Origin of the sequence: Micromonospora rubida (assembly GCF_009908295.1) — a bacterium.
GTDB classification, from domain to species: Bacteria; Actinomycetota; Actinomycetes; order Mycobacteriales; family Micromonosporaceae; genus Micromonospora; species Micromonospora rubida.
In genome coordinates, this window is the sequence record NZ_JAAALO010000004.1 from 721,575 (window position 1) to 742,379 (window position 20,805).

Annotated in this window: 23 protein-coding genes and 1 pseudogene; 12 read left to right on the forward strand and 12 right to left on the reverse strand. The window is 72.1% G+C overall.

Annotation, left to right across the window (positions count from 1 at the left end; genetic code table 11):
- Positions 1-24: 24 nt before the first annotated feature.
- Together GVV04_RS17835 and GVV04_RS17840 are read right to left on the reverse strand one after the other, a co-directional pair.
- Positions 25-849 (reverse strand): SCO6745 family protein, encoded by an 825-nt coding sequence (locus tag GVV04_RS17835; RefSeq protein ID WP_161689448.1) that lies wholly within the window; start codon positions 847-849, stop codon positions 25-27.
- Between the two features lie 159 nt (positions 850-1,008).
- On the reverse strand, positions 1,009-1,677 hold the full coding sequence (locus GVV04_RS17840; protein WP_161689134.1) for an FKBP-type peptidyl-prolyl cis-trans isomerase: 669 nt from the start codon (positions 1,675-1,677) through the stop codon (positions 1,009-1,011).
- A gap of 217 nt (positions 1,678-1,894) precedes the next feature.
- Here GVV04_RS17840 and GVV04_RS17845 point away from each other — a divergent pair, with 217 nt between their 5' ends.
- The gene (locus GVV04_RS17845; protein ID WP_161689135.1) at positions 1,895-2,287 is read left to right on the forward strand and encodes a PPOX class F420-dependent oxidoreductase; all 393 of its coding nucleotides are present in this window, start codon (positions 1,895-1,897) and stop codon (positions 2,285-2,287) included.
- Between the two features lie 43 nt (positions 2,288-2,330).
- Here GVV04_RS17845 and ku read toward each other — a convergent pair whose 3' ends face one another.
- The gene (ku, locus tag GVV04_RS17850) at positions 2,331-3,329 is read right to left on the reverse strand and encodes a non-homologous end joining protein Ku (protein WP_161689136.1); all 999 of its coding nucleotides are present in this window, start codon (positions 3,327-3,329) and stop codon (positions 2,331-2,333) included.
- 86 nt (positions 3,330-3,415) lie between these two features.
- Between ku and ligD (GVV04_RS17855) the strand changes: the two genes are divergently transcribed.
- Positions 3,416-4,357: a non-homologous end-joining DNA ligase gene (gene ligD, locus GVV04_RS17855; protein ID WP_161689137.1), complete on the forward strand. Its 942-nt coding sequence runs from the start codon at positions 3,416-3,418 to the stop codon at positions 4,355-4,357.
- Positions 4,347-5,252 carry a non-homologous end-joining DNA ligase gene (ligD, locus tag GVV04_RS17860; RefSeq protein ID WP_161689138.1) on the forward strand — a complete coding sequence of 302 codons (906 nt, stop codon included), beginning with the start codon at positions 4,347-4,349 and terminating at the stop codon, positions 5,250-5,252. Before ligD (GVV04_RS17855) ends, ligD (GVV04_RS17860) begins: the two co-directional genes overlap by 11 nt.
- A 31-nt stretch (positions 5,253-5,283) precedes the next feature.
- Here the strand turns inward: ligD (GVV04_RS17860) and GVV04_RS17865 are convergent, their stop codons facing one another.
- Complete coding sequence (locus tag GVV04_RS17865) at positions 5,284-6,447, reverse strand: ricin-type beta-trefoil lectin domain protein (RefSeq protein ID WP_161689139.1); 1,164 nt, start codon at positions 6,445-6,447, stop codon at positions 5,284-5,286.
- A 253-nt stretch (positions 6,448-6,700) separates the two neighbouring features.
- On the opposite strand from GVV04_RS17865, the gene GVV04_RS17870 reads away from it, so the two are divergent.
- Positions 6,701-7,336 carry a hypothetical protein gene (locus GVV04_RS17870; protein ID WP_161689140.1) on the forward strand — a complete coding sequence of 212 codons (636 nt, stop codon included), beginning with the start codon at positions 6,701-6,703 and terminating at the stop codon, positions 7,334-7,336.
- A 1,092-nt stretch (positions 7,337-8,428) separates the two neighbouring features.
- Here GVV04_RS17870 and GVV04_RS17875 read toward each other — a convergent pair.
- Both GVV04_RS17875 and GVV04_RS17880 read right to left on the reverse strand, forming a co-directional pair.
- Positions 8,429-8,695, reverse strand: coding sequence for a hypothetical protein (locus GVV04_RS17875; RefSeq protein WP_161689141.1), 267 nt, complete (start codon positions 8,693-8,695; stop codon positions 8,429-8,431).
- Entirely contained in the window at positions 8,692-8,955 is a 264-nt protein-coding gene (locus GVV04_RS17880) for a DivIVA domain-containing protein (protein WP_161689142.1), read from the reverse strand. Before GVV04_RS17880 ends, GVV04_RS17875 begins: the two co-directional genes overlap by 4 nt.
- 366 nt (positions 8,956-9,321) lie before the next feature.
- Here GVV04_RS17880 and GVV04_RS17885 point away from each other — a divergent pair, with 366 nt between their 5' ends.
- From GVV04_RS17885 to GVV04_RS17895, 3 genes are all read left to right on the forward strand, one after another.
- Entirely contained in the window at positions 9,322-9,549 is a 228-nt protein-coding gene (locus GVV04_RS17885) for a winged helix-turn-helix domain-containing protein (protein ID WP_328822432.1), read from the forward strand.
- Between the two features lie 117 nt (positions 9,550-9,666).
- Positions 9,667-10,437, forward strand: coding sequence for a TIGR03089 family protein (locus GVV04_RS17890; RefSeq protein ID WP_161689143.1), 771 nt, complete (start codon positions 9,667-9,669; stop codon positions 10,435-10,437).
- 89 nt (positions 10,438-10,526) lie between these two features.
- A complete protein-coding gene (locus tag GVV04_RS17895; protein ID WP_328822433.1) occupies positions 10,527-11,408 on the forward strand; it encodes a GNAT family N-acetyltransferase in 882 nt (293 codons plus the stop codon).
- Positions 11,409-11,514: 106 nt separating this feature from the next.
- On the opposite strand, the gene GVV04_RS17900 is transcribed toward GVV04_RS17895, so the two are convergent.
- Positions 11,515-12,000, reverse strand: coding sequence for a carboxymuconolactone decarboxylase family protein (locus tag GVV04_RS17900; protein ID WP_161689144.1), 486 nt, complete (start codon positions 11,998-12,000; stop codon positions 11,515-11,517).
- 167 nt (positions 12,001-12,167) lie between these two features.
- Between GVV04_RS17900 and GVV04_RS17905 the strand changes: the two genes are divergently transcribed.
- The 3 genes from GVV04_RS17905 (at position 12,168) to GVV04_RS17915 (ending at position 13,823) form a co-directional block, all read left to right on the forward strand.
- Complete coding sequence (locus tag GVV04_RS17905) at positions 12,168-13,097, forward strand: RNA polymerase sigma-70 factor (protein ID WP_161689145.1); 930 nt, start codon at positions 12,168-12,170, stop codon at positions 13,095-13,097.
- Positions 13,098-13,242: 145 nt separating this feature from the next.
- On the forward strand, positions 13,243-13,479 hold the full coding sequence (locus tag GVV04_RS17910) for a toxin HicA (protein ID WP_235966394.1): 237 nt from the start codon (positions 13,243-13,245) through the stop codon (positions 13,477-13,479).
- Entirely contained in the window at positions 13,479-13,823 is a 345-nt protein-coding gene (locus tag GVV04_RS17915) for a type II toxin-antitoxin system HicB family antitoxin (protein WP_161689146.1), read from the forward strand. Before GVV04_RS17910 ends, GVV04_RS17915 begins: the two co-directional genes overlap by 1 nt.
- A 10-nt stretch (positions 13,824-13,833) precedes the next feature.
- On the opposite strand, the pseudogene GVV04_RS17920 reads toward GVV04_RS17915, so the two are convergent.
- The 4 genes and pseudogenes from GVV04_RS17920 to GVV04_RS17935 all read right to left on the reverse strand — a co-directional run.
- Positions 13,834-14,262 (reverse strand): annotated as a pseudogene (locus GVV04_RS17920) (helicase-related protein); the annotation flags it as partial.
- Positions 14,263-14,351: 89 nt separating this feature from the next.
- Positions 14,352-14,735 carry a type II toxin-antitoxin system HicB family antitoxin gene (locus tag GVV04_RS17925; RefSeq protein WP_161689147.1) on the reverse strand — a complete coding sequence of 128 codons (384 nt, stop codon included), beginning with the start codon at positions 14,733-14,735 and terminating at the stop codon, positions 14,352-14,354.
- A gap of 67 nt (positions 14,736-14,802) precedes the next feature.
- A complete protein-coding gene (locus tag GVV04_RS17930; RefSeq protein ID WP_161689148.1) occupies positions 14,803-14,994 on the reverse strand; it encodes a type II toxin-antitoxin system HicA family toxin in 192 nt (63 codons plus the stop codon).
- 135 nt (positions 14,995-15,129) lie between these two features.
- Complete coding sequence (locus GVV04_RS17935) at positions 15,130-16,809, reverse strand: DNA repair helicase XPB (RefSeq protein ID WP_161689149.1); 1,680 nt, start codon at positions 16,807-16,809, stop codon at positions 15,130-15,132.
- A gap of 173 nt (positions 16,810-16,982) precedes the next feature.
- Between GVV04_RS17935 and GVV04_RS17940 the strand changes: the two genes are divergently transcribed.
- Positions 16,983-17,870, forward strand: a complete 888-nt coding sequence (locus GVV04_RS17940) for a L,D-transpeptidase family protein (RefSeq protein ID WP_161689150.1) — start codon at positions 16,983-16,985, stop codon at positions 17,868-17,870.
- A gap of 120 nt (positions 17,871-17,990) precedes the next feature.
- Complete coding sequence (locus tag GVV04_RS17945) at positions 17,991-18,230, forward strand: hypothetical protein (RefSeq protein ID WP_161689151.1); 240 nt, start codon at positions 17,991-17,993, stop codon at positions 18,228-18,230.
- 35 nt (positions 18,231-18,265) lie between these two features.
- Here GVV04_RS17945 and GVV04_RS17950 read toward each other — a convergent pair whose 3' ends face one another.
- Positions 18,266-20,725, reverse strand: a complete 2,460-nt coding sequence (locus GVV04_RS17950; RefSeq protein WP_161689152.1) for a helicase-associated domain-containing protein — start codon at positions 20,723-20,725, stop codon at positions 18,266-18,268.
- Between the last annotated feature and the right edge of the window lie 80 nt (positions 20,726-20,805).

A 20,805-nucleotide genomic window follows, 5' to 3' on the forward strand; every position in this document is an offset into this window, starting at 1 on the left:
CCCAGCCGGGGCGGCGGGCCGGGGTCAGGCCGGCAGCGGGGGCAGGCCGATCGGGCTGCCCGGCGGGATCAGCGTGTGGCCGGCGCGGGCGATCGGTTCGAGCAGCTCCCGCAGCCGCTCGGTGCGGTCCGCGCCGAGTGCCCGCCACGGGTGGGTGGCCGCCAGGTCGGTGGCGTCCTCGACGGCCCGGAACGCGGCCCGGCCGTGCCCGGTCGGTTCGCCGTCGGGCGTCAGCCAGCCCCGCTCGGCCAGCCGGCCCGCCGCCGCCCGCCCCTGCTCCTCGGACCAGCCCCGGCCCAGCAGGTTCACCGGCGCCATGCCGTCGGCCACCTTCCAGGCCAGCGTCTCCACCGGGTCCAGGCCTGCCGCGACCAGCGCGGCGACGTGCCCGTCGCCCCGGTGTTCGCGCAGGGTGGTGGCCGCCTGCCAGAGCCGGGCCAGCGGGTACTCGGCGGCCGGCAGGGCGGCATTCGCGGCGCCCAGCACCCGGCCGGCGGGCTGCGCCGCACAGGCGGCCGTCTCCAGCAGCCCGGCGGCCTCGGCGAGGTGCCCCTCCGGCAGCTCGTACGTCAGCTCGGCCAGCGCCTGCACCGCCCCGGTGAGCCGGGCCCGCAGCGTCTCCTCCGGGGTGGCCAGCCGCCACACCGCCGGCAGCGCCCGGGCCACCATGTGCGGGGCGAAGCTGAAGAACGCCGCGACCACCGGGGCCGCCTCGGTGGCGCCCAGCGGGGCGGACCGGCCGGCGAAGTAGCCCCGCCAGTAGCCGCGCAGCCCGACCGCCTCGTAGGCGGCACGGGCGCGCGGATGAAAGTAGGTGACCGCGTGCACCGGCTCGAAGTGTGTCCACATCAGCCGGGCGAGACCCGGGTCGTCCAGCGCCGCCACGTGCACCTCCGCGTCGGGTCGGGAATCACCGTGGCACGGCCGGAACCGCCCACGGTGACCCCGAACCTACTGGTCGTGGGCGACCGGAAGGAAGACCGCTGTGAACTACCGCATGACTGCGGACTACTGGGCGGCGAGCACGTCGACGACGAACCGCAGCGGCCCGGCCGGTCGGCCGCCGGAGGCGTCGTTGCCGTACGCCAGCTCGGCGGGGAGGTCGAGCTGCACCCGGCTGCCCACGTTCACCCCGACCAGGCCCTGGTCCCAGCCCTTGATGACGCTGCCGTTGCCGATCGGGAAGGTGGCCGGCTGGCCGGTCTTCCAGGACGCGTCGAACTCCTTGCCGTCCTTGTAGAACACGCCCACGTAGTTGGTGGTGATCTGCTGGCCGGACTTGACCACCGGGCCCTTGCCCTTGATCAGGGTGGTCACGACGAGCTTCTTCAGCTCGCCCTTGCCCGCCTCGACCTTCGGCTTGGTGGCCAGCGCCGGGTCCGCCCCCTCGGGAAGCTGCGGGGCGGGCGGCGCGGTGGGCTCGGCCGACGAGGCGTTGGCCCCGGCCGACGGGACCGACGCGGTCTTCTCCGTCGTGTCGTCGTCGCCCTGGTTCACGACGACGAAGACGCCGATCAGGATCGCCACGACGGCGAGGCCGGAGAGCGCGCCGAGGATGGACTGCCGGCGGCGCTTCGCCTCGGCGGCCTTCTTCGCCGCCAGCTGGACGGCCAGTCGCCGCTCCGCCTTGCCGCCCGGGCCCTGGCCCGCCGACCGGTTCTGCACACGCTCGCTCACGTCGACTCCCTGATCAAGAGGTGGGGGCCCGGCGGCCGCTGCCGAGGCCAGCGCACACGGTACCCGCCTTGTTCCCCTCGGTGCTGCCTCGGCCGGCGCCCGTCCCGCCCCGGCCGTCCCGTTCCCGCCCGCCCCGCCCGTCTGTCCCGTCCGGTCCCTACCGCTTTGGCCACGGTTGCCCGGGTGCGGGGCTCCCGACGGGGGTAGTTTCACGACCATGGCGATCCTCACCGAAGCAGACCTGGCCCTGCTGGCCGAGCCGCAGCTCGCCCACGTGGCCACCATCGAGCCGGACGGCACCCCGCACGTGACGCCGGTGTGGGTGGACACCGACGGCCAGCACATCGTGTTCAACACGGCCAAGGGCCGGCAGAAGTACAACAACATCCAGCGCAACCCGATGGTCGCGGTCTCCGTCGTCGACAAGGCCGACGACTTCCGCACCCTGTGGGTGAAGGGCACCACCGAACTGGTCGAGGAGGGCGCCGACGAGCACATCGACCGGATGGCGCAGAAGTACCTCGGGCAGGACACCTACCCGTTCCGGCAGCCCGGCGAGGAGCGGGTGATCGTCCGGGTCACCCCCACCCAGAAGCTCGGCCGAGGCTGACGCGTGCGGCGGGGCCGACGCACGACCGGGCCCCGCCGAACCGCTAGGCGGTCTTGCGGGGGGCCTTCTTCGGCGCGGCCTTCCTGGCCGGGGCCTTCTTCTCGGCCGCCTTCTTCGTACCCTCGGCCTTCTTCTTCCCGGCGGCCTTCTTCGCGGCCGGCTCCTTCTCGGCGGTCTTCTTCGCCGGGGCCTTGGCCGCCTTCTGCGCCGACCGGGCCGAGGTGATCGGGGTCGGCTCCCCACCGCCGGCCTCCGGCTGCTCGCCGCGCGCCGCCCGGGCCCGCTCCACCGACGCCTTCAGCGCGGCCATCAGGTCCACCGCCGCGGCCGGGGCCTCCTCGACCTCCTCCGGCTGGACGACCTCCCGGCCCTGCACCTTCGCGTCGATGACCTCCTGCAACGCCGCCCGGTAGTCGTCGGTGAAGGCGTCCTGCTCGAACTCCCCGGCCATCGAGTCGATCAGCGAGCTGGCCATCGCCAACTCCGGGGGACGGATCTTCAGGTCCTCGCCCAGGAAGCCGAAGTCCGGGGTACGCACCTCGTCCGGCCACAGCATCGTGTTGAGCAGCAGCACCCCCTCGCGGACCCGCAGGGTGGCCAACTGCTCCCGCTGGCGCAGCGCCACCTTGACGATCGCCACCCGCTCCGAGTCGGCGAGCGCGTCGCGCAGCAGCACGTACGGCTTGGTCGCCGCGCCCTCCGGCTCCAGGAAGTACGCCTTGTTGTAGAGGATCGGGTCGACCTGCTCCGCCGGGACGAACTCCAGCACGTCGATGGCGCGTGAGGTGGTCAGCGGCAGGTCGGCGAAGTCGGAATCGGTCAGGATCACCATCTCGCCGCCGCCGATGTCGTACCCCTTGGCGATGTCGTCGTAGGTGACCTCCTCACCGCAGACGGAACAGGTGCGTTTGTAGCGGATACGCCCGCCGTCCTCCCGGTGCACCTGGTGGAAGCGGATATCTTTCTCCTCGGTGGCCGAATAGAGCTTCACCGCGATCGAGACCAGCCCGAACGAGACCGCCCCCTTCCAGATCGCCCGCATACCCCGCCCCTTTCCCCGGTTCAGCTCAGGATCCCAAAGGATCGAAGCGGGCGCGAGCACTTCGATTGCCCTACTACAGTCGAGAAATGCCCGGCGCGCCGTTGAAGCCGATGCTCGCGATGACCGGCCCACTGCCCGCCGGCGCCGACTGGGCGTACGAGTTCAAGTGGGACGGCGTCCGCGCGTTGGCCGACATCACCGCCGGCCGGCAACACCTGTACGCCCGATCCGGCGCGCAGATCACCGCCGCGTACCCCGAGCTGATCACCCTCGCCGAGCAGGTCGACGACGCGCTGCTCGACGGCGAGGTGGTGCTGCTCAACCAGGCCGGCCAGCCCTCGTTCACCGCGCTGGCCGAACGGATGCACGTGCGGGACGCGGCGAAGGCGGCCCGGCTCGCGGCGACCGTGCCGGTGACGTACATGATCTTCGACCTGCTCCGGCTGCATGGCGCGGACCTGACGGGGCGGCCGTGGCGGCAGCGGCGCGAACTGCTGGACGGGCTGGGCCTCGGGGCCGCCCGGTGGGCGGTGCCGCCGACCTTCACCGACGGGCCGGCCACCTACGAGGCGGCCGGCGAGCACGGCCTCGAAGGGGTGATGGCCAAGCGGGCCGGCTCGGCCTACCGGCCCGGGGTCCGCTCGCCGGACTGGGTGAAGGTCAAGCTGGAGGTGACCGGCGACTTCGTGGTGGGCGGCTGGCGACCCGGCGCGCGCAGGATCGGTGGGCTGCTGATCGGGGTGCCCGGCCCCGACGGGCGGCTCGTCTACCGGGGCCGCGTCGGCGGGGGCATCGGCGCGGCCATCGAACGGGAGCTGCTGCGCGAGTTGGAGCCGCTGCGCTCCGGGGAGTCGCCGTTCTCCGGCGACGTGCCGCGCGAGGACGCCCGGGCCGCCATCTGGGTACGGCCCGCGGTGGTGGTCGAGGTGAAGTACGGTCAGCGCACCCCGGACGGCCGGCTGCGCTTCCCCCGCGTGCTGCGGCTCCGCCCGGACAAGCCGCCGCAGGAGGTGGACGATGCCGGGTGAGCGGTTCCGCGTCGACGTGCAGGGGCGCGCGCTGGACCTGTCCAACCTGGACAAGGTGCTCTATCCCGACGCCGGGTTCACCAAGGGCGAGGTGATCGACTACTACACCCGGATCGCCCCGGTGCTCCTGCCGCACCTGGCCGACCGGGCGCTCACCCGGATCCGGTACCCGAACGGCGTCGAAGGCGGCTCCTTCTTCGAGAAGAACGCCCCGGCCGCCACCCCCGACTGGGTGCACACCGAGACGCTGCCCGTCCCCGGGTCGAGCAAGGGCCGGGAGACCATCGACTACGTGGTGGCCGACGACCTGCCGACCCTGGTCTGGCTGGCGAACCTCGCCGCCCTGGAACTGCACACCCCGCAGTGGAGGATCGGCGCCCACCCGGACACGATGGTCGTCGACCTCGACCCGGGGCTGCCGGCTGGGCTGCGGGAGTGCTGCGAGGTGGCGCTGCTGCTGCGCGACCGGCTCGCCTCGGACGGCATCGACTCGTACCCGAAGACGTCCGGGAAGAAGGGCATGCAGTTGTGCTGCCCGATCGCTGGCACCCAGTCCTCTGATCTCGTGTCCGACTACGCGAAGCGGATCGCCCAGGAACTGGAGTCGGAGCACCCGAAGCTGATCTTGTCGAGGATGGCGAAGAACCTGCGTGGCGGGAAGGTGTTCATCGACTGGAGCCAGAACAACGCCGCGAAGACGACGGTGTCGCCGTACTCGCTGCGGGCCCAGCCGGTGCCGGCCGTGTCGACGCCGCTGACCTGGGACGAGGTTTCCGCCGGTGCCGCTGGCAAGCGGCCGGCGGCTCGCCCCTATACCGCTGCGGAGGTGCTGAAGCGGGTGGAGAAGCGGGGCGACCTGCTCGCCCCGCTGTTCGACGGCGGCCCCGAGGTGTGAGGCGGGCACCTTGTCGACGAGTACCTCAGTCTCATTGGCTCCGGAGGCGGAAGTACTGGTTGCTTTGGTTCAGGCAGGAGAAGAGCACGATCGTCGTACCTTCACCCGGGGTGTAGTGGACATTGACGCACTTGTCAGCGTACGAGCTGTAGATCTGCTTCCCCCTGATACGGAATAGCTGGGCCGGATTGCCTTGGCACCTGGCAACCTGTACCGGGGTGAAGTCCGTAGTCGCGGCGTTGGCTGCATCCATGCACAGCCCAGAAGACCGGATCGTGCCGTCGGGCCGCGGTTCCCAGTGCTGGACCGACGAGGCATTGCATCCCGTCATGATCAAATGTGTGCCGTCCTGGGATCGGTTGGCACTCAGACAGCCGTGGTACTCGTCGTTGAACAGGGTGCCGCCCGTCGACGGTTTGCTGGCCCGGGACGACGAGGTCGGGGAGGCGGACGTGACGTTGCGGCGAGCGGAGGATGCCTGGGACGACCGTGCGGTGTCGGCGCGGGGAGAGGCGGACGTGACGTTGCGGCGAGCGGAGGATGCCTGAGGCGACGGCGTGCTGCCGGCGGTGGGCAAGGCCAACGTGGTCTCGTCGGCATCGGCCGCCAACAGCGGCTGATCGTGGAAGGTCGTGTTCCGCGCGTACCAGGAGGCGTACCGTTCCACTCGATCCACGTAGTCGCGCGCCTCGTCGGGGACGCGACGAGCCGAGAGCACTGCTGCCAGTCCCGAACGATAGGCGGCCACGGCCGGCCGCCACTCCTCTCCCTCGATCTTCGCCGCCTGGACCTGCCCGGCCAGGTGGCAGAGGTAGTGCGCCAGCGCCGCGACGTTGGCCCCGGCATCCAGCCGGTCGGCTCCCGCCCAGGGCTGCCAGGCGCGCCAGGCGTCGTCGGTCAGCCCGGCCAGGCCACGACCGGCACGGCCATTGACTGCGTCGGCGACGAACCGCGACTCCACCATGAGTTGCCCGGCCAACCGTGCCGGCGTCAGAGCGGGGCAGGACTCGGCGGCCTCGGCGATCGGCCGGCGGTAGTCCGACGGTACTGCCACGGCGGGCGGGTCGCCCTGGTCCATGTCGTTCAGACTGCTCACCACGATGGCCGTTCCGGCGCCACCCACGACGATCACAGCGGCGGCGGCCAGCGCCACACGCCACCGTGCGCGCTGCGCGCCCATCCAGGGCAGGCTCATCAAGGACACCCTCTCAGTCGTCGCGGGCGCTGGGCCTGGGGGCGGAAGTCTGCTGCGGTCGGTACCGCAGCATAGATCCCGATGACTCTTGGTCCGAGGCAGTGGAAGGATAGCCGGGAAACAGGGCTTGCCCGTCCCGCCTGCCGGATGTTGTCGTTGGCTCCGCCGCCTGTCCAGGCACGACCGTCAACGAAGCCGTCACGCAGGACGATTCACGGGTGCGAGCGTTCAGTTCCCGGCGGAGGAGGATGTGGTGCCCGCGATACACCGGAGGCTGTCCATGCTGGCTGCGGCGCTGGTGCTGGTCGTTGCCGGGAGCCAGATCGCTCTACCGGGGCGGTCGACCGGCCACGCCACCGCCGAGTCAGGCTTCGCCAAGTACTGCATGGTGGGCGAATCGAGGGTTGACGAAACGCTCGCCACCGTCGCCGGCCGGATCCTCGGCGACGAGTCGCGTGCCGGTGAGCTCTACCGGCTGAACGTGAACCGGGTGCAACCGGACGGTGGCGTCCTCACTGACCCCAACCGGTTGCAGGTCGGCTGGTATCTGGTGCTGCCGTGGGACGCGGTCGGCGACGAGGTGCGATACGGACGATTGCCGGACAGGGAGGGCGCTCTTCCGTCTCCCGTCGCACTGCCATCGGTCGATCCGGCCGCCGCCGCTCCACCTGAGGTGGCATCCGGGAGTGGTACAGCCAGCCGGGGGAGCGACGTCGCCCGCTGGCTGTCGATCCTGCTGGCCGCCGTGTTGCTGTCGCTGGTCGCGGTGACCGCCCTGTGGTGGTGGCGGACTTCGCTCAAGGACTGGCTGCTGCGGGATCGAAGGGCGGTCGCCGGCGCTCCCCGGCACCTCGGCACCTCGTCCGACGCGACCAGCGATCAGGCGTAGCGGGCGCTCGTCACCGGGTGTGGTGGACTGGGCGTGATCTCGTCGGGTGGAGGTCCGACACCCGTGCCACGGTCCAGCGTTGATCCTCGCCGAACCTGTGCGGCCGGCCCCTGATCCAACGCGTCGCCCGAACGGCGCTGCCGGGACTCGTCGAGGCGGCATCGGGACCCGCCAGGTCCTCTCGATGCGAGAGCGTCCTAACCACCGCTGCCGTGCCTCTTTGAGCCGGGTGACCTGCGCCAGGTCGCACCGGACAGCTCAGGGGTGGTGGTCGTCCTCGGCCCCGGATCGATCAAGATCGCCGGCCGGCGGAACGGTCCTGTCCGGGCTGTGCGAGAACCGGCGGAGGCACGCCCTTGCTGGTAAGAGAAGCGCAGGCAGGACTTCTCTGAAGGTCATCAAGTTCTCGAACCACGGCCCGGGCCATCGTGCCGCGCACCCCAACCAGAAGCGCCATTCTCCGACGCCGACCCGATTCACGACTGACCGCGTAGAAGATCTTGGAACGAAATGGCCCCTGGAGGGGCCGAAATCTTCCAAGATCTCCGGCCATCCTAATTGGCGGAACGGTATTCCTGGAAAGTGGACCAACTTTGGGCGGGTTCAGGCTAGGGGCGGGGCGGGGCGGGGCGGGACGGGGCATAGCGGGGCGGGGCGGGGCATAGCGGGGCGCAGCGGGGCGGGAGGGGGCTTCCGTGGGGTGGGGCCTGCGGCGGGACGGAACGGCCAGATGCGCGGTGACTGCCGCACCGGAGGCATCCGGGCTCGCGGCTTCGGCATGGGCGGCACCGGACACTCCGCGACTTTTGCCGGGCGTGCCCTTTCCCCGTCGGTCACTCGCGCCCGCGCCACCCGCAGCCCGCCCAGTCCCGCGCCCGTCCCCTGGGCAACCCCACTCGTGAGGGTAATTCGTCAGGGCAGACACCTGTCCCGTGCGGGGAGCAGAGTCCCGTGCCCGCCATGGTCTGGCTCACCACGGGATCACCCCGCGTGCGCGGGGATGATCCTCCAGCGCTCCTCCTGAGGGGAATCCAGCGTTCTGCTCCCCGCGCACGCGGGGGTGATCATGAGGACCGCACTAAGCCACTCCGCTCACCCCCTACTGATCCATCGGTCACGGCGAGAGCAGGGCGAGATGTGATCGGCCGGCAGGGTGCACCGCGCGCGGTCGGGTAGCAGCCGGTCGCAGAAGACCCAGTGGCGTACGTTCTGCTCGTCCTCGGCCGAGACCGTCACCCCGCCAGGTTCGACGCGGGCGCTGAGCCGGGCCAGCAGGCGGGCCGCCGTTCGAGCGAAGACCCGCGCCCGGAGCAGATCGGGCGCGGTGATCGGCAGGTGGACCACCCAGCGATCGCTCATCGGTACCGGTGCTTTCCGGACTGCCCGCCCTGCCACGTGTGCAGCGCCCGCCGGATGCGTACGTTCTCCTCCCGTACCGCGACGGCGGCGGCCTGTGCGACGGCCAGCTCGTCGGCGACCTCGTGCAGGAAGGCGCGGATCTCGAACGGGTCGAGCCCGTGCCGGCGGACGGTGAACCGCCGGTCGCGGACCTGCGCGGGGCGCAGGGGTTGTTTCGTTCTCTGCTGTCGGCCGGTCAGCCAACGGGTCAGGTGGCGCACGGGGGACCGCCCTTCGTCGGGTTCACGTCGAAGTGGAGGGGCGGCCCCCGCCGGTCCGAGTCGGCGGAGGCCGCCCTGCCCGGCCGCCGCAGCCACGAACGGCGGTACGGCGGCAGGGCCGCGCCGGGGGAGTGGCGCGGGGTGGGGTCTTCCGGCGGCGATGCGAACCGGTACGAGAGGTGCCAACCGACCGCAGCAGCACCGCATCACCGACAGTGACGCTACCGACACCTATCACCTCTGTCAACGCTCTCGTACCTATCAAATCTCGCTGACATGCTGCCTGCTGCTTCCCTTCCAGTTGTTGCCGCTCTTTCACCTCGTGCTCGATACTGGGAGCGCCAACCGACTGCAAGGGGCCTCCACGTGCCGATTCCGCCGACCATGGGTGAGTTGATCAAGGATCTGCTGAGGCGGATCGAGGTGGGCGAGCTCCAGCCCGGGGCACAGATACCGTCCACCCAGGAGCTGGCTGACCACTACGACCTGTCGCTCTCGACGATTCACCGCGCGGTAGCGACGTTGCGGGAGCAGGGTGTGCTGGTCGGTCGTCCGGGTCGAGGCGTCTTCGTCGCGGAGTCCCCCCAACCCTGATTAGGCTGGTGGGCGGTCCACTGCCGCGCTGCCCGGGGTGCCGCGACGGGCCGGCGGCCCCGGTCAGGGCCGAGCCGTTCTTGCTCGCCACGAGTTCACCGACCCGAGGAGTGTCACGTGGAGCAGGCCACTGTCCCGGCGGTCACGGCGACCGTTCCGTCCCCGCCCTCGCCGGCCGGTGATGTCGACCGTCCACTGTTCACCTTCCGCGACGACGCCACCGGCGAGCGCGTCGACCTGACCGCCGCCGAGTTGGGCGACTGGGCCGCCCGCGCCGCCGCCCTGCTGCGCGACGACTGCGGGCTGGGCGTCGGCGACCGGGCGGCCGTGCTGCTGCCGGCGCACTGGCAGACCGCCGCCGTGCTGCTGGGTGCCTGGTCGATCGGCGTGGCAGTGTCGGCCCGGTCCCGGGCGACCGCCGGGCTGCCGGTCCTGGAGCAGGGTGCCGACGAGCCGCTGGACGCGGTGCTCGTGTCGTGGGCGCGGCTGGACGACTGGCTGGAGGACGTGCCCGAGGGGCGGCACCGGTTCGTGCTCGGCCTCGGTCATCCGCGCGCCGAGGTGCCCGAGGGGTGGCGGGACTGGCTCGCCGAGGTGAGCCGGCAGGACACGGCCCCACCGGGGTACGCGGCGGTGCACCCGTCGTTCGCGGCCACCCCGGACGGCACGAGCTATCACGCGTGGGGCGAGATCGCCCGGCACATCGCCGATTCGCTGGGCCTGCGCCCCGGTGACCGGCTGTTGGTGGACCGCCCGGACTACGAGGAGCCGGTGAAGTGGCTGCTCGCGCCGCTGGTCGCTGGCGCGTCCGTGGTGGTCTGCGCCAACCTCGACCCGGCCCGGCGGGACGCCCTGATCGCCGCCGAGGGGATCACCCGGGCGCTCTGAGCGCCGTCGGGCCGCCCGGAAACCCTTTGACGGCACCGGGTTCCGCGACGCCTACTTCTCTCGGCGGGCAGGACGAGGAAGGGACCCCGGTGGACCAGACGGATATGGGTGTGGACGCCCTCACCTGGGGGGATGTCGGCGAGCAGCACCTCGCGGCGCTCACGGAGCTGGCCGGGGGATGCCTTGCCGTCGACGGCGGGCTGCCGCTGTTCGCCCGTCCCCCGTTGCTGCGGGCCCGGCTGTTGCAGACTCGTACCCTCGGTGCCTGGCACGATGGCCGCCTGGTCGCGGCCGTCGGCGTGGGTACCGGCCGGGAGCCGGCCACCAGCACCGGCCTGGTGCATCCGGGTTGGCGCGGGCGGGGCCTCGGCGGTCGGCTGCTGGACTGGGCGGGCGAGCAGGCCGGGGGTGCCGAGCTGCTGCTGACCACCGAGTCCTGGAGCCCCGGCGCGGACGCCCTGTTCGTGGCGCGCGGCTTCGAGCGGACCTTCGTCGAGTGGGTGCTGCGGCACGACCTTGCCGCCCTGCCGGACGTGCCGCCGCCCGACGGGGTACGCACCGGGCCGGTGGTGCGGGAGGCCGGCCCCGAGCTGTTCGAAACGTACCGGGCGTCCTTCGCCGAGCGGCCCGGATTCCGGGCACCCGAGGCCGAGGAGTGGCTGGGCGAGCTGTGGGACGACGACGGGTACCGGCCGGACCTGTCGCTGATCGCCCGCGGTCCCGACGGCACCGCCGTCGGCTTCCTCAACGTCGTCGACAACTGGGTCGACCAGGTGGGCGTGGTTCCCGGCTGGCGGCAGCGGCGGGTCGGGGCGCACCTGATGGCCGTCGCGCTGCGGTCGTTGGCCGGCGACGGTGCCGGGGAGGCGTGGCTCTGCGTCAACGACAACAACCCGGCCGCCGGGCTGTACCGGGGGCTCGGGTTCCGCGACGCCGGCCGCCGCGCCCGCTACCTGCGCCGCCGCCCCTGACGCGGCCGGGCGGCGGCGCCGGGTAAGCCGTGCCGACTGCCATGTCGGCGATGTGGGGTGTCGGGGTGGCCCGATACCGCCATCTCGCCGACATGGCGGAAGCGCGTCAGTCGAACGCGGCGGCGAACATGCCGGGCTGGTAGGAACCGCCCCGCTGGTGCACGATCACGGCCAGCCGGTTGGCGGCGTTGATCAGGGCGATCAGGGCGACCAGCGCGGCGATCTGGTCGTCGTCGTAGTGCTTGCGTACCTGGGCCCAGGTCTCGTCGGACACGCCCTGGTGGGCGTCGGCGAGCCGGGTGCCCTCTTCGGCGAGCGCCAGCGCGGCCTGCTCGGCCTCGGTGAAGACGGTGGACTCGCGCCAGGCGGCGACCAGGTTGAGCCGGACCGAGGTCTCACCGGCGGCTGTGGCCTCCTTGGTGTGCATGTCGATGCACCAGCCGCAGCCGTTGATCTGGCTGGCGCGCAGCGACACCAGCTCCTGCGTGGACGTCGGCAGCGGCGACTGATGGATCACCATGCCGGCGTTGGCGAACCGCTTGGCGAACCTCGTGGCGAGCTCGTTGTCGAACAGGTTGAATCGGGCGTCCATGGTGCCGTCCTTCACTCGTGGGGGTCGGTCGGACGAACACGAGATGCCGGCGTTCGGGTCCCTGTGACGGCCGGGGCGGGTGACGACTGCCACAGCCCGAGGTGTCACACGCCGGCGGGGTTCGGCGTCTGATGGGTGACGCAGTCGAGAGTGAACGGGAGTCACCCATGGTGGGCACACCGCAGACCGCAGCCGACGGAGGCCGGGGCGCCGAGCTGCCGGACCCGGCCACCGAGGCGTTCCTCGCCCACCGGAACCTGCTGTTCACCGTCGCGTACGAGATGCTCGGCTCGGCCGCCGACGCGGAGGACGTCCTGCAGGAGACGTGGTTGCGGTGGGCGGGCGTCGAGCTCGGCACGGTGCGGGACCGGCGTGCCTACCTTGTCCGGATCACCACCCGCCAGGCACTCGCCCGGCTGCGTACGCTCGGCCGCCGCAAGGAGTCCTACGTCGGCCCCTGGCTGCCCGAGCCCCTGCTCACCGCGCCCGACGTGGCCGAGGACGTCGCGTTGGCCGACAGCGTCTCGATGGCGATGCTGCTGGTGCTGGAGACGCTCGCGCCGACCGAACGCGCGGTGTTCGTGCTACGCGAGGTGTTCGACCTCGGGTACGACGAGATCGCCGAAGCCGTCGACAAGAGCCCGGCCGCGGTCCGGCAGATCGCACACCGGGCCCGGGCACACGTCGCGGCGCGCCGGCCGCGCAGGGTCGTTCCGGCGGTCGAGACCCGGAACGCGCTCGATGCGTTCCAGCGGGCGGTCGAAACCGGTGATCTGCAGCGCCTGTTCGACATTCTCGCCCCGGATGTCGTCCTTCTCGGCGACGGTGGCGGAGTCAGGCAGGCCGTCCTGCGGCCCATCGTGGGGGCCGACAAGGTCGCCCGCCTGCTGGCCGGCGGGTGGAGCCGGGGCGCGCACCTCTTGTCGCTGCGGCCGGCGCACGTCAACGGCAGTCCGGCGCTGATTGTCCGACTCGACGGGGAACTCGACACCGTCCTGGCGGTGCGCGTCGACGACGGCCGCATCACCGGGCTCTACGCCGTACGCAATCCCGAGAAGCTGTCGCACATGACACGGGAGACCGTGCTGAGCCGCTGAGTCGGCGACGGCTCGGGAACCGACGACAGCGCGATGTCCTTCCACGGCGCGTCGTACCGCTTGGGGCCCGAGGCTGACAGCAGGTGCAGCGCGGAGTGTTTGCGACCGTGGTACCGCTGGTAGTACCATCGACCGTGTGCGGTCCATGGACAAGCTCGTTGCAGCGATGCGGACCAATCAGCAGAACATCGCCTACAACGATCTTTACCGGGCCTGCGAACACTACTTCGGGAAGCCACGACAAGCCGGCAGCTCTCATGCGGTGTTCAAGACGCCCTGGGCGGGCGACCCACGCGTGAATATCCAGAACGACAAAGGCAAGGCGAAGGCATACCAGGTCCGGCAAGTGCTCAAGGCGATCGACAAGAAGGAGGCCATGTGATGCAGCCCGATCCCCGTCCCGAAATCACCCACTACACCTACCGCGTCACCTGGTCCGCCGAGGATCGCGAATTCGTCGCCACCTGTGCCGAGTTTCCCTCTCTCTCCTGGCTGGCGCCCTCCCAGATCGAGGCTCTGCAAGGGCTTGAGGATCTGCTGCGTGAGGTGATCGAGGACATGCAAGAGCAGGGCGAGCAGGTGCCGCAGCCGTTCGCCGAGCGCAGTTACTCGGGCAAGTTCAACCTCCGCGTCGGCGAGAGCCTGCACCGGGAACTCGCCGTGCAGGCCGCCGAGGACGGCATGAGCCTCAACCAGTACGTCCTGCGGAGGCTCCGCGCCGCCTGACCGGAGCGGGTCAGTCGACCGTCGGGAGCTTCGGGCCGAGGACGTCGTCGGTGTAGAAGTGTGCTTGTCGGCCGTCGGCCTTTGGCCGTAGTACCCGGCCCAATCGTTGTGCCTCCTCCTGCCGGGAGCCGAACGTCCCGGACACCTGGATGGCCACCGCCGCCTCGGGCAGGTCGATGGAGAAGTTCCCCACCTTCGAGATGACCAGCGTCCGCACCTCGCCGGACCGGAACGCGTCGAACAGCCGCTCCCGTTCCTTGTTGGTCGTGGACCCCTGCACGATCGGGGCGTCGAGGTACTCGCCGAGCTGGTGCAGCTGGTCGATGTGCCCACCGATGACCAATACCTGGTCGTCCGCGTGTCGGCCGACGAGCGCCTTGACCACGGGCAGCTTGGTGCGGGCGGTCGCCGCCATCCGGTAGCGCTCCTCGGATTCCGCCAGGGTGGCGGTCAGGCCCCAGCCGGCGGCGGGCCCCGGATGCCGTGCCGCTGGCTTTGGAGGTCGTTTCGGTGCCGGAGATCGCCGTATCAAGCGGCGGCGATCCCGTGGTCCTGAGTGAAAGAGGCTTTCCCGCGCTTGCTGACCTTGCCGGCCGCAGCCTTTTTCGGCGCTAGCTGCGACACGCGCTGCGGGGAGATGCCAAGAAGCGTGCCCGCGTCTCGGACCGTGTAGCCCTTTTCGAGTAGTGCGCGTGCGGCGGTGACAGTCGCCTCTTCGGCTGACTCTTCGGCCTTGCGCAACGCGCTGCGGGCCCTGCGGGCGCGGGCCACCTCTTGCGGCAGGTCGGGCTGCACGTCGACGTCGAAGCTGTGCGGGTCGACGTCGAGCATGAGGGCGATGGCTTCACGTGCCATCTCTTCGACCTGGTCGAGACGACGAGTTTGGGAGAACACGCCCTTGATCTCTGGCACGCTGATCGCCCACCAAGCGCCCGAGCGTACGCATCTGGCGGTGTACCTCATCGACGACGGCCCCCTCTCACCTCAAGCCCAGGCTGCGCAGGATACCCCGCGCCGTGAGTTCGTTGATCTCCTTGTGTCGAGGTATGACGATGTTCTGCGGGCCGTACCTGTAGATCGTGTGGCTGCCACCCTCGCGGACCTTTTCGAAGGTCACGCCGGCATCGGCAGCCGCCTTGCCGATCTTGTTGATCAGGTCAACCCGCTTCACGCAGTTTAGTCTAGTCTACTAGATGCAATAAGTAGAGCGCCCTAGACTTAGCTGCCGCCCGCGTCGGTCTTAAGTCGACATGAGCCTCAACCAGTACGTCCTGCGGAGGCTCCGAGCCGCCTGACGGGTGTGCGGTCAGTCGACCGTGGGGAGCTTGGGGCCGAGGACGTCGTCGGCGTCGACGATCGTGTACGCGTACCCCTGCTCCGCCAGGAAGCGCTGCCGGTGGGCGGCGTACTCGGTGTCGATGGTGTCCCGGGAGACGACCGTGTAGAAGTGCGCCTGCCGGCCGTCGGCCTTCGGCCGGAGCACCCGGCCGAGCCGCTGCGCCTCCTCCTGCCGCGACCCGAACGTCCCGGACACCTGGATGGCCACCGCCGCCTCGGGCAGGTCGATGGAGAAGTTCCCCACCTTCGAGATGACCAGCGTCCGCACCTCGCCGGACCGGAACGCGTCGAACAGCCGCTCCCGTTCCTTGTTGGTCGTGGACCCCTGCACGATCGGGGCGTCGAGGTACTCGCCGAGCTGGTGCAACTGGTCGATGTATCCGCCGATGACCAGCACCTGGTCGCCCGCGTGCCGGTCCACCAGCGCCTTCACCACGGGCAGCTTGGTGCGGGCGGTCGCCGCCATCCGGTAGCGCTCCTCGGCCTCCGCCGTCGCGTACGACATCCGCTCCGCGTCGGTGAGCGTCACCCGCACCTCGGTGCACTCGGCCGGGGCGATCCAGCCCTGCGACTCGATGTCCTTCCACGGCGCGTCGTACCGCTTGGGGCCGATGAGGCTGAACACGTCGCCCTCCCGGCCGTCCTCGCGTACCAGGGTGGCGGTCAGGCCCAGCCGGCGGCGGGCCTGGAGGTCGGCGGTGAACCGGAAGATCGGCGCGGGCAGCAGGTGCACCTCGTCGTAGACGACCAGGCCCCAGTCGCGGGCGGAGAACAGGTCCAGGTGGGTGAACGCGCCGCCGCGCCGCGAGGTGAGCACCTGGTACGTGGCGATGGTGACCGCGCGGATCTCCTTGCGCTCGCCCGAGTACTCGCCGATCTCCTCCTCGGTGAGCGAGGTGCGGGCGATCAACTCCCGCTTCCACTGCCGGCCGGCGACGGTGGTGGTCACCAGGATCAGGGTGGTCGCCTTCGCCTCGGCCATCGCGGCGGCACCCACGAGCGTCTTCCCCGCGCCGCAGGGCAGCACCACGACGCCCGACCCGCCGGCCCAGAACGCCTCCACGGCCTCCCGCTGGTACGACCGCAGCGTCCACGGTTTCCCGCCGCCCTCGCCCGCCTCGGCCAGCTCGATGGGGTGCGCCTCGCCGTCGACGTACCCGGCCAGGTCCTCCGCCGGCCAGCCGAGCTTCAGCAGCGCCTGCTTGAGCCGGCCCCGCTCGGACGGGTGCACCGCGATCGTGTCGTCGTCGAGCTTCGCGCCGAGCATCCCGGCGAGCTTCTTGCTCTTGGCGACCTCGATCAGCACCATCCGGTCCAGCGCCCGCAGCACCAGCCCGTGCGCCGGGTCGTTGGCGAGTTGCAGCCGGCCGTACCGGTCCATCGTCTCGGCCACGTCGACCAGCAGCCCGTGCGGCACCGGGTAGCGGGAGTACTTGATCAGCGAGTCCACCACGCCCTCGGCGTCGTGGCCGGCGGCCCGCGCGTTCCACAGCCCCAGCGGGGTCAGCCGGTACGTGTGCACGTGCTCGGGGGAGCGCTCCAGCTCGGCGAACGGGGCGATCGTCATCCGGCAGGCCTGGGCGTCGGGGTGGTCGATCTCCAGCAGCAGGGTCTTGTCCGACTGAACGATCAGTGGTCCACCGCTCACACCAGCGTCCTTTCCTTGCCTGGTCGCCGGCCGCCTCGCGGGTGTCCAGGTGACCCCGGGCCGACCATCCAGTGTTGCACGGAAGCGGATGAGGGCAGAAAATCGGACACGAGGGTGCAACCATTCCCGTACGCCCGGCGTCTAGCAGAGGGACGACCACCCTGGGAGGCCTCATGAGACAGGTTCCGCTCACCGCCAGGGTCGTCGCCTTGGCTGTGGTCACGCTGGTCGGCGTCGGTTCGTGCACGCCCGATCGCCAGGCCGACCCGGGTGGCCGTGGAGGAGGGCTCGCCCAGGCCGGCTCGGCCGAGCAGGGAACGGGGGCGGGCGGCTCGTCCGACCCCGACCAGCGGACCCGGCCGAACCCCACCCCGACGAAGGCGAAGCCGAAACCCAGGCCGACGCCGACACCGACCCGGACGACGGCCCCCGAGCGGGCCGCGCCGACCGCGCCGAGGCCGGCCGCCGGCTGCCCGCAGGGCGAGCACCAGCGCGAGGTGGAGACCTACCTCGCGAAGCTGGGCGGGTTCGGGCGGGTGACCGTGGACGGCCGCCAGTCCGCCGCCGACTGCGCCGCGATCAAGAAGTTCCAGCAGCGGTACGACATCCGCCCGGCCGCCGGCCGCGCCGGCCCCACCACGTACGACGTGTCGAAGCGGCTGGCCACCACCGACACCCGCCGGTGCAAGGCCGCGTCGTCCGGCACCACGTTCTGCATCGACCTCACCCGGCAGACCACCTGGGCGGTGCGCGGTGGGAAGGTCGTCTGGGGCCCGACGGTGACCCGGACGGGCATGCCGGGGTACGCCACCCCCGCCGGCACCTACAAGATCAATTACCGGAACATCAAGGAGTGGTCCGACCCGTACGAGGTGTGGCTGCCGTACTGGCAGCACTTCACCCGGGGGATGGGCTACCACCAGACCACCACCTACCTGCACGAGAAGTCGATCGGCTCGCACGGCTGCGTGAACCTGCTCCCCGCCGACGCCCGCCGGGCGTGGGAGCTGGGCAAGGTCGGCAGCCGGGTGGTCCTCTTCGGCCGCCGCCCCGGCACCTGACCGCCCGGCCCGCGATCCGCCCGGCCCGCGATCCGGCCAGCCCGCGATCGCCCGGCCCGCGATCCGCCCGGCACCCGACCAGCCCCGGCACCCGACCAGCCTGGCTCCGAGGAGGCGGCGATGAGCGTCGACCACGAGGTGGCAGCAGCCGGGGACGAGCCCGGGCCCGGCATCGCGGTCAGCACGGCCACCGTGGTCGGCTACGGGCTCGCCGCCGCCGTCCTCGTCGGCTGGTTCCTGTACGGCTGGCTGGTCCAGCAGCAGGGCTTCGTCGCCTCGGTCGGCGAGTCCGCCGGGGCGGGGTTCGCCCTGCTGCTGGCCGTCTCCGTGGTGGGCACCATGCGGCGCAGCCGCCGCTGACCGGGGACGACGCCCCGACCGGGCGCCGGCACGCGTCAGCTCTCCAGGACCGCCGCGGTGATCCGGTGCAGCGCGAAGGTGTGCAGCATCTCCGTCCGCTCGTCCTCGGCCCGCAGGTAGCCCGCCCCGATCGACACCGGCCGGAGCAGCCGGGACGTGGTCGCCCCGTGCGTGTCGACGTACCCCACCCAGACCAGCGCCTTGTCCCGGACCGCCTGCTGGAGCACGGCGAGCGCGTCGCTGTGGCCGTGCGCCGGTGCCGGGCCCGAACCGGCCGCACCGCCGCGCACCACCGCCGGGGCCCGCCGGGCCGCCCGCGCCGCCGCCTCGCCCCGGCGGATCTGCTCCACCACCCCGAGCAGCCGTGGCATGGCCAGCTTCGGGGACGCCAGCGGGTCGAGCGTCCGGCCGACCGGCGCCCGCCCGGGGGCCCGCCGGGACTTCGGCCGGGCCAGCACCGCCGCGCCGGAGGCGTCCTCCGGCACCGGGGCGTACCCGGCGTCGCGCAACGCCATCAGCATCCGGTTGACCTGGTACGGGGTGGACAGCACCGTCGGGGCCAGCCGGCGGAACGCCAGCGGCTCCAGCCGCCGGTCGGCCAGCACCTCGGCGAGCAGCGCCTCGTCGTCGCTGCGCACGTATCCACCGGCGGAGCCGACCCGCAGCCCGCCGTGCTTGCGGGCCACGTCGTCCACCAGATAGGTCAGCCCCTGCGGGACCGGGGTGCGGGAACGGCGACGGAACAGGGCGTGCAGGTCGTCGGCCGAGTACCCGGCGTCCAGGGCCCGGCGCACGCTCGCCGTGGTGACCCGGTGCACGCTCGCCCCGCCCGCCGACTCGTGCTCGGCCACCACCTCCAGCTCCCCGGCCAGCGCCGGATCGGGCGGGCCGGGCACCACCACGGTCAGGTCAGCCTGCACCAGGAAGTGGTCGACCGGGGCGGGGAGCAGGGCGTCCAGCGCCCGCACGGCGGTCGACGCGGTGCCGCTCTCCACGTCCGCGTGCAGCCCGAGCGGGTCGTCCGAGCCCCGCTCGTCGGCGTCGGTCAGGTCGGCCAGCAGCAGCCGCCCGTACGAGGTGAGCGCCCCCAGCCCGGTCACCCCGAGCCGCGCGGCCTCCGCCAGCACCTCCCGGTGCGCGGCCTCCCGGCCCCGGCTGCGCCGGGGCGCCCGCCACTCGAGCATCCCCAGCACCTCATCGGGCGTCGGGGCGGTGGCCGGCTCCAGGTCGGCCAGCACCGACAGCACGGCCCGGCGGGCGGCGGGCGCACCGGCCCGTTCCGCCTCGGCCGACAGCACGGAGATCGGCCGGTCCCGGTCGTCCCGCTGCCCGGCGAGGCTGGCCTGCCGGGTCATCACCAGCCACGCCCGGGCCAGCTGCACCCAGCGCTGGGCCAGCGACATGGCCCGCCACACCTCGTACCCGCCGGTGGGCATGACCTGCTGGTCCGCGCCGTACCGGGCGGTGGCCGCACCGGTCAGCTCCAGCTCGCCGGCCAGCCCGGCCGCGTACGCCACCTCCAGCAGCAGGGCGGCGGTCGGGTCGTCCACGCCGAGGGTCTTGGCCAGCCGGCGCAGGTCACGCACCCCGACCCCGCCCGAGCGCAGCACCGGCGCCGGCTCGGCGGACAGCAGTTCCAGCAGCGCCTCGGTGTGCCGTACCACCTCCATGGTCTGCCCGGCCCCGGCCGAGTCGACGGCCTTCGCCTCGCGCGGGGTGGCGGCCGCCGTCGGCGGGCTGGTGCGCAGCGGGCCGAGCGGGCCGCAGTCCCGGCGCAGCAGCAGGCCGACCTCGCGGGGCAGCTCCACGGTGCCGGCGGAGGCCAGCACCAGCAGCCGGTTGTCCACCAGCCAGCGCACCGGTGAGCCGGTCGGCGCTCCGCCGTTCGTCTGGTCCGGCGGGACGCTGTCCTCGGCGCCGATCGGCGGGGCCTGGAGCGCGCCCGGGGGCACGCTGCCCACCGGCGGCCCGGCGGCCAGCCGGTCCAGGATCGCCCGGGCCGACGGCGGCGCGGCCAGCAGCGTGCGGCGCAGCTTCGCCGGGTCCGCGCAGAGGGCGGCCGCGCGCGGGTCCAGCTCCGCCGCCGGCCGGCCCAGCCCTGCCGGGTACGGCGAGACCTCGTCCACGCCGCCCACCACGCGCAGCGCGTCCTCGGGGCCGTACAGCAGGAAGAGCGCGCGCAGCCTGTTCACCGCGCCACGGATGGTGGCGGAGGCCGGTGGGTGGGGGCCGGCGGTGGCCATGGCCAGGACCGCCTCCGTGGCGGTGGTGTCGTCGTCCGGGTCCCGGGTCAGCCGGGCAGCGTCGAGGACCTGGAGGGTGAACTGGTCCAGCCCGTCCAGGGCCCGGGCCACCGAGACCCGGGACTGGGCCCGGATCGCGAGCGCGGAGACGTCGGCCGGCACGGGCACGACGAGGTCCGGCCGGAGCTGGAGCAGGGCGGCCAGGGACTCGTCGGGCAGAGTCCGTAGGTGGTCGGCGAGTGAGATGGTCATCGTCGTTCCACGCTAGCCCGGTTCGGGGCCCGCGCGCCCCCCGGACGTCCGGCTCGGCCGGTGATGGGCGGGTACGTTCT

Excerpts from the sequence above, each read along its gene's own strand:
- GVV04_RS17910 (WP_235966394.1), top strand. The coding sequence starts at position 13,243 with ATGGACAAGCTCGTTGCAGCGATGCGGACCAATCAGCAGAACATCGCC.
- ligD (WP_161689137.1), top strand. The coding sequence starts at position 3,416 with ATGCCCGGCGCGCCGTTGAAGCCGATGCTCGCGATGACCGGCCCACTG.
- GVV04_RS17915 (WP_161689146.1), top strand. The coding sequence starts at position 13,479 with ATGCAGCCCGATCCCCGTCCCGAAATCACCCACTACACCTACCGCGTC.
- GVV04_RS17865 (WP_161689139.1), bottom strand. The coding sequence starts at position 6,447 with ATGAGCCTGCCCTGGATGGGCGCGCAGCGCGCACGGTGGCGTGTGGCG.
- GVV04_RS17835 (WP_161689448.1), bottom strand. The coding sequence starts at position 849 with ATGTGGACACACTTCGAGCCGGTGCACGCGGTCACCTACTTTCATCCG.
- ku (WP_161689136.1), bottom strand. The coding sequence starts at position 3,329 with ATGCGGGCGATCTGGAAGGGGGCGGTCTCGTTCGGGCTGGTCTCGATC.
- GVV04_RS17905 (WP_161689145.1), top strand. The coding sequence starts at position 12,168 with ATGGTGGGCACACCGCAGACCGCAGCCGACGGAGGCCGGGGCGCCGAG.
- GVV04_RS17940 (WP_161689150.1), top strand. The coding sequence starts at position 16,983 with ATGAGACAGGTTCCGCTCACCGCCAGGGTCGTCGCCTTGGCTGTGGTC.
- ligD (WP_161689138.1), top strand. The coding sequence starts at position 4,347 with ATGCCGGGTGAGCGGTTCCGCGTCGACGTGCAGGGGCGCGCGCTGGAC.
- GVV04_RS17875 (WP_161689141.1), bottom strand. The coding sequence starts at position 8,695 with ATGAGCGATCGCTGGGTGGTCCACCTGCCGATCACCGCGCCCGATCTG.
- GVV04_RS17900 (WP_161689144.1), bottom strand. The coding sequence starts at position 12,000 with ATGGACGCCCGATTCAACCTGTTCGACAACGAGCTCGCCACGAGGTTC.
- GVV04_RS17950 (WP_161689152.1), bottom strand. The coding sequence starts at position 20,725 with ATGACCATCTCACTCGCCGACCACCTACGGACTCTGCCCGACGAGTCC.
- GVV04_RS17845 (WP_161689135.1), top strand. The coding sequence starts at position 1,895 with ATGGCGATCCTCACCGAAGCAGACCTGGCCCTGCTGGCCGAGCCGCAG.
- GVV04_RS17945 (WP_161689151.1), top strand. The coding sequence starts at position 17,991 with ATGAGCGTCGACCACGAGGTGGCAGCAGCCGGGGACGAGCCCGGGCCC.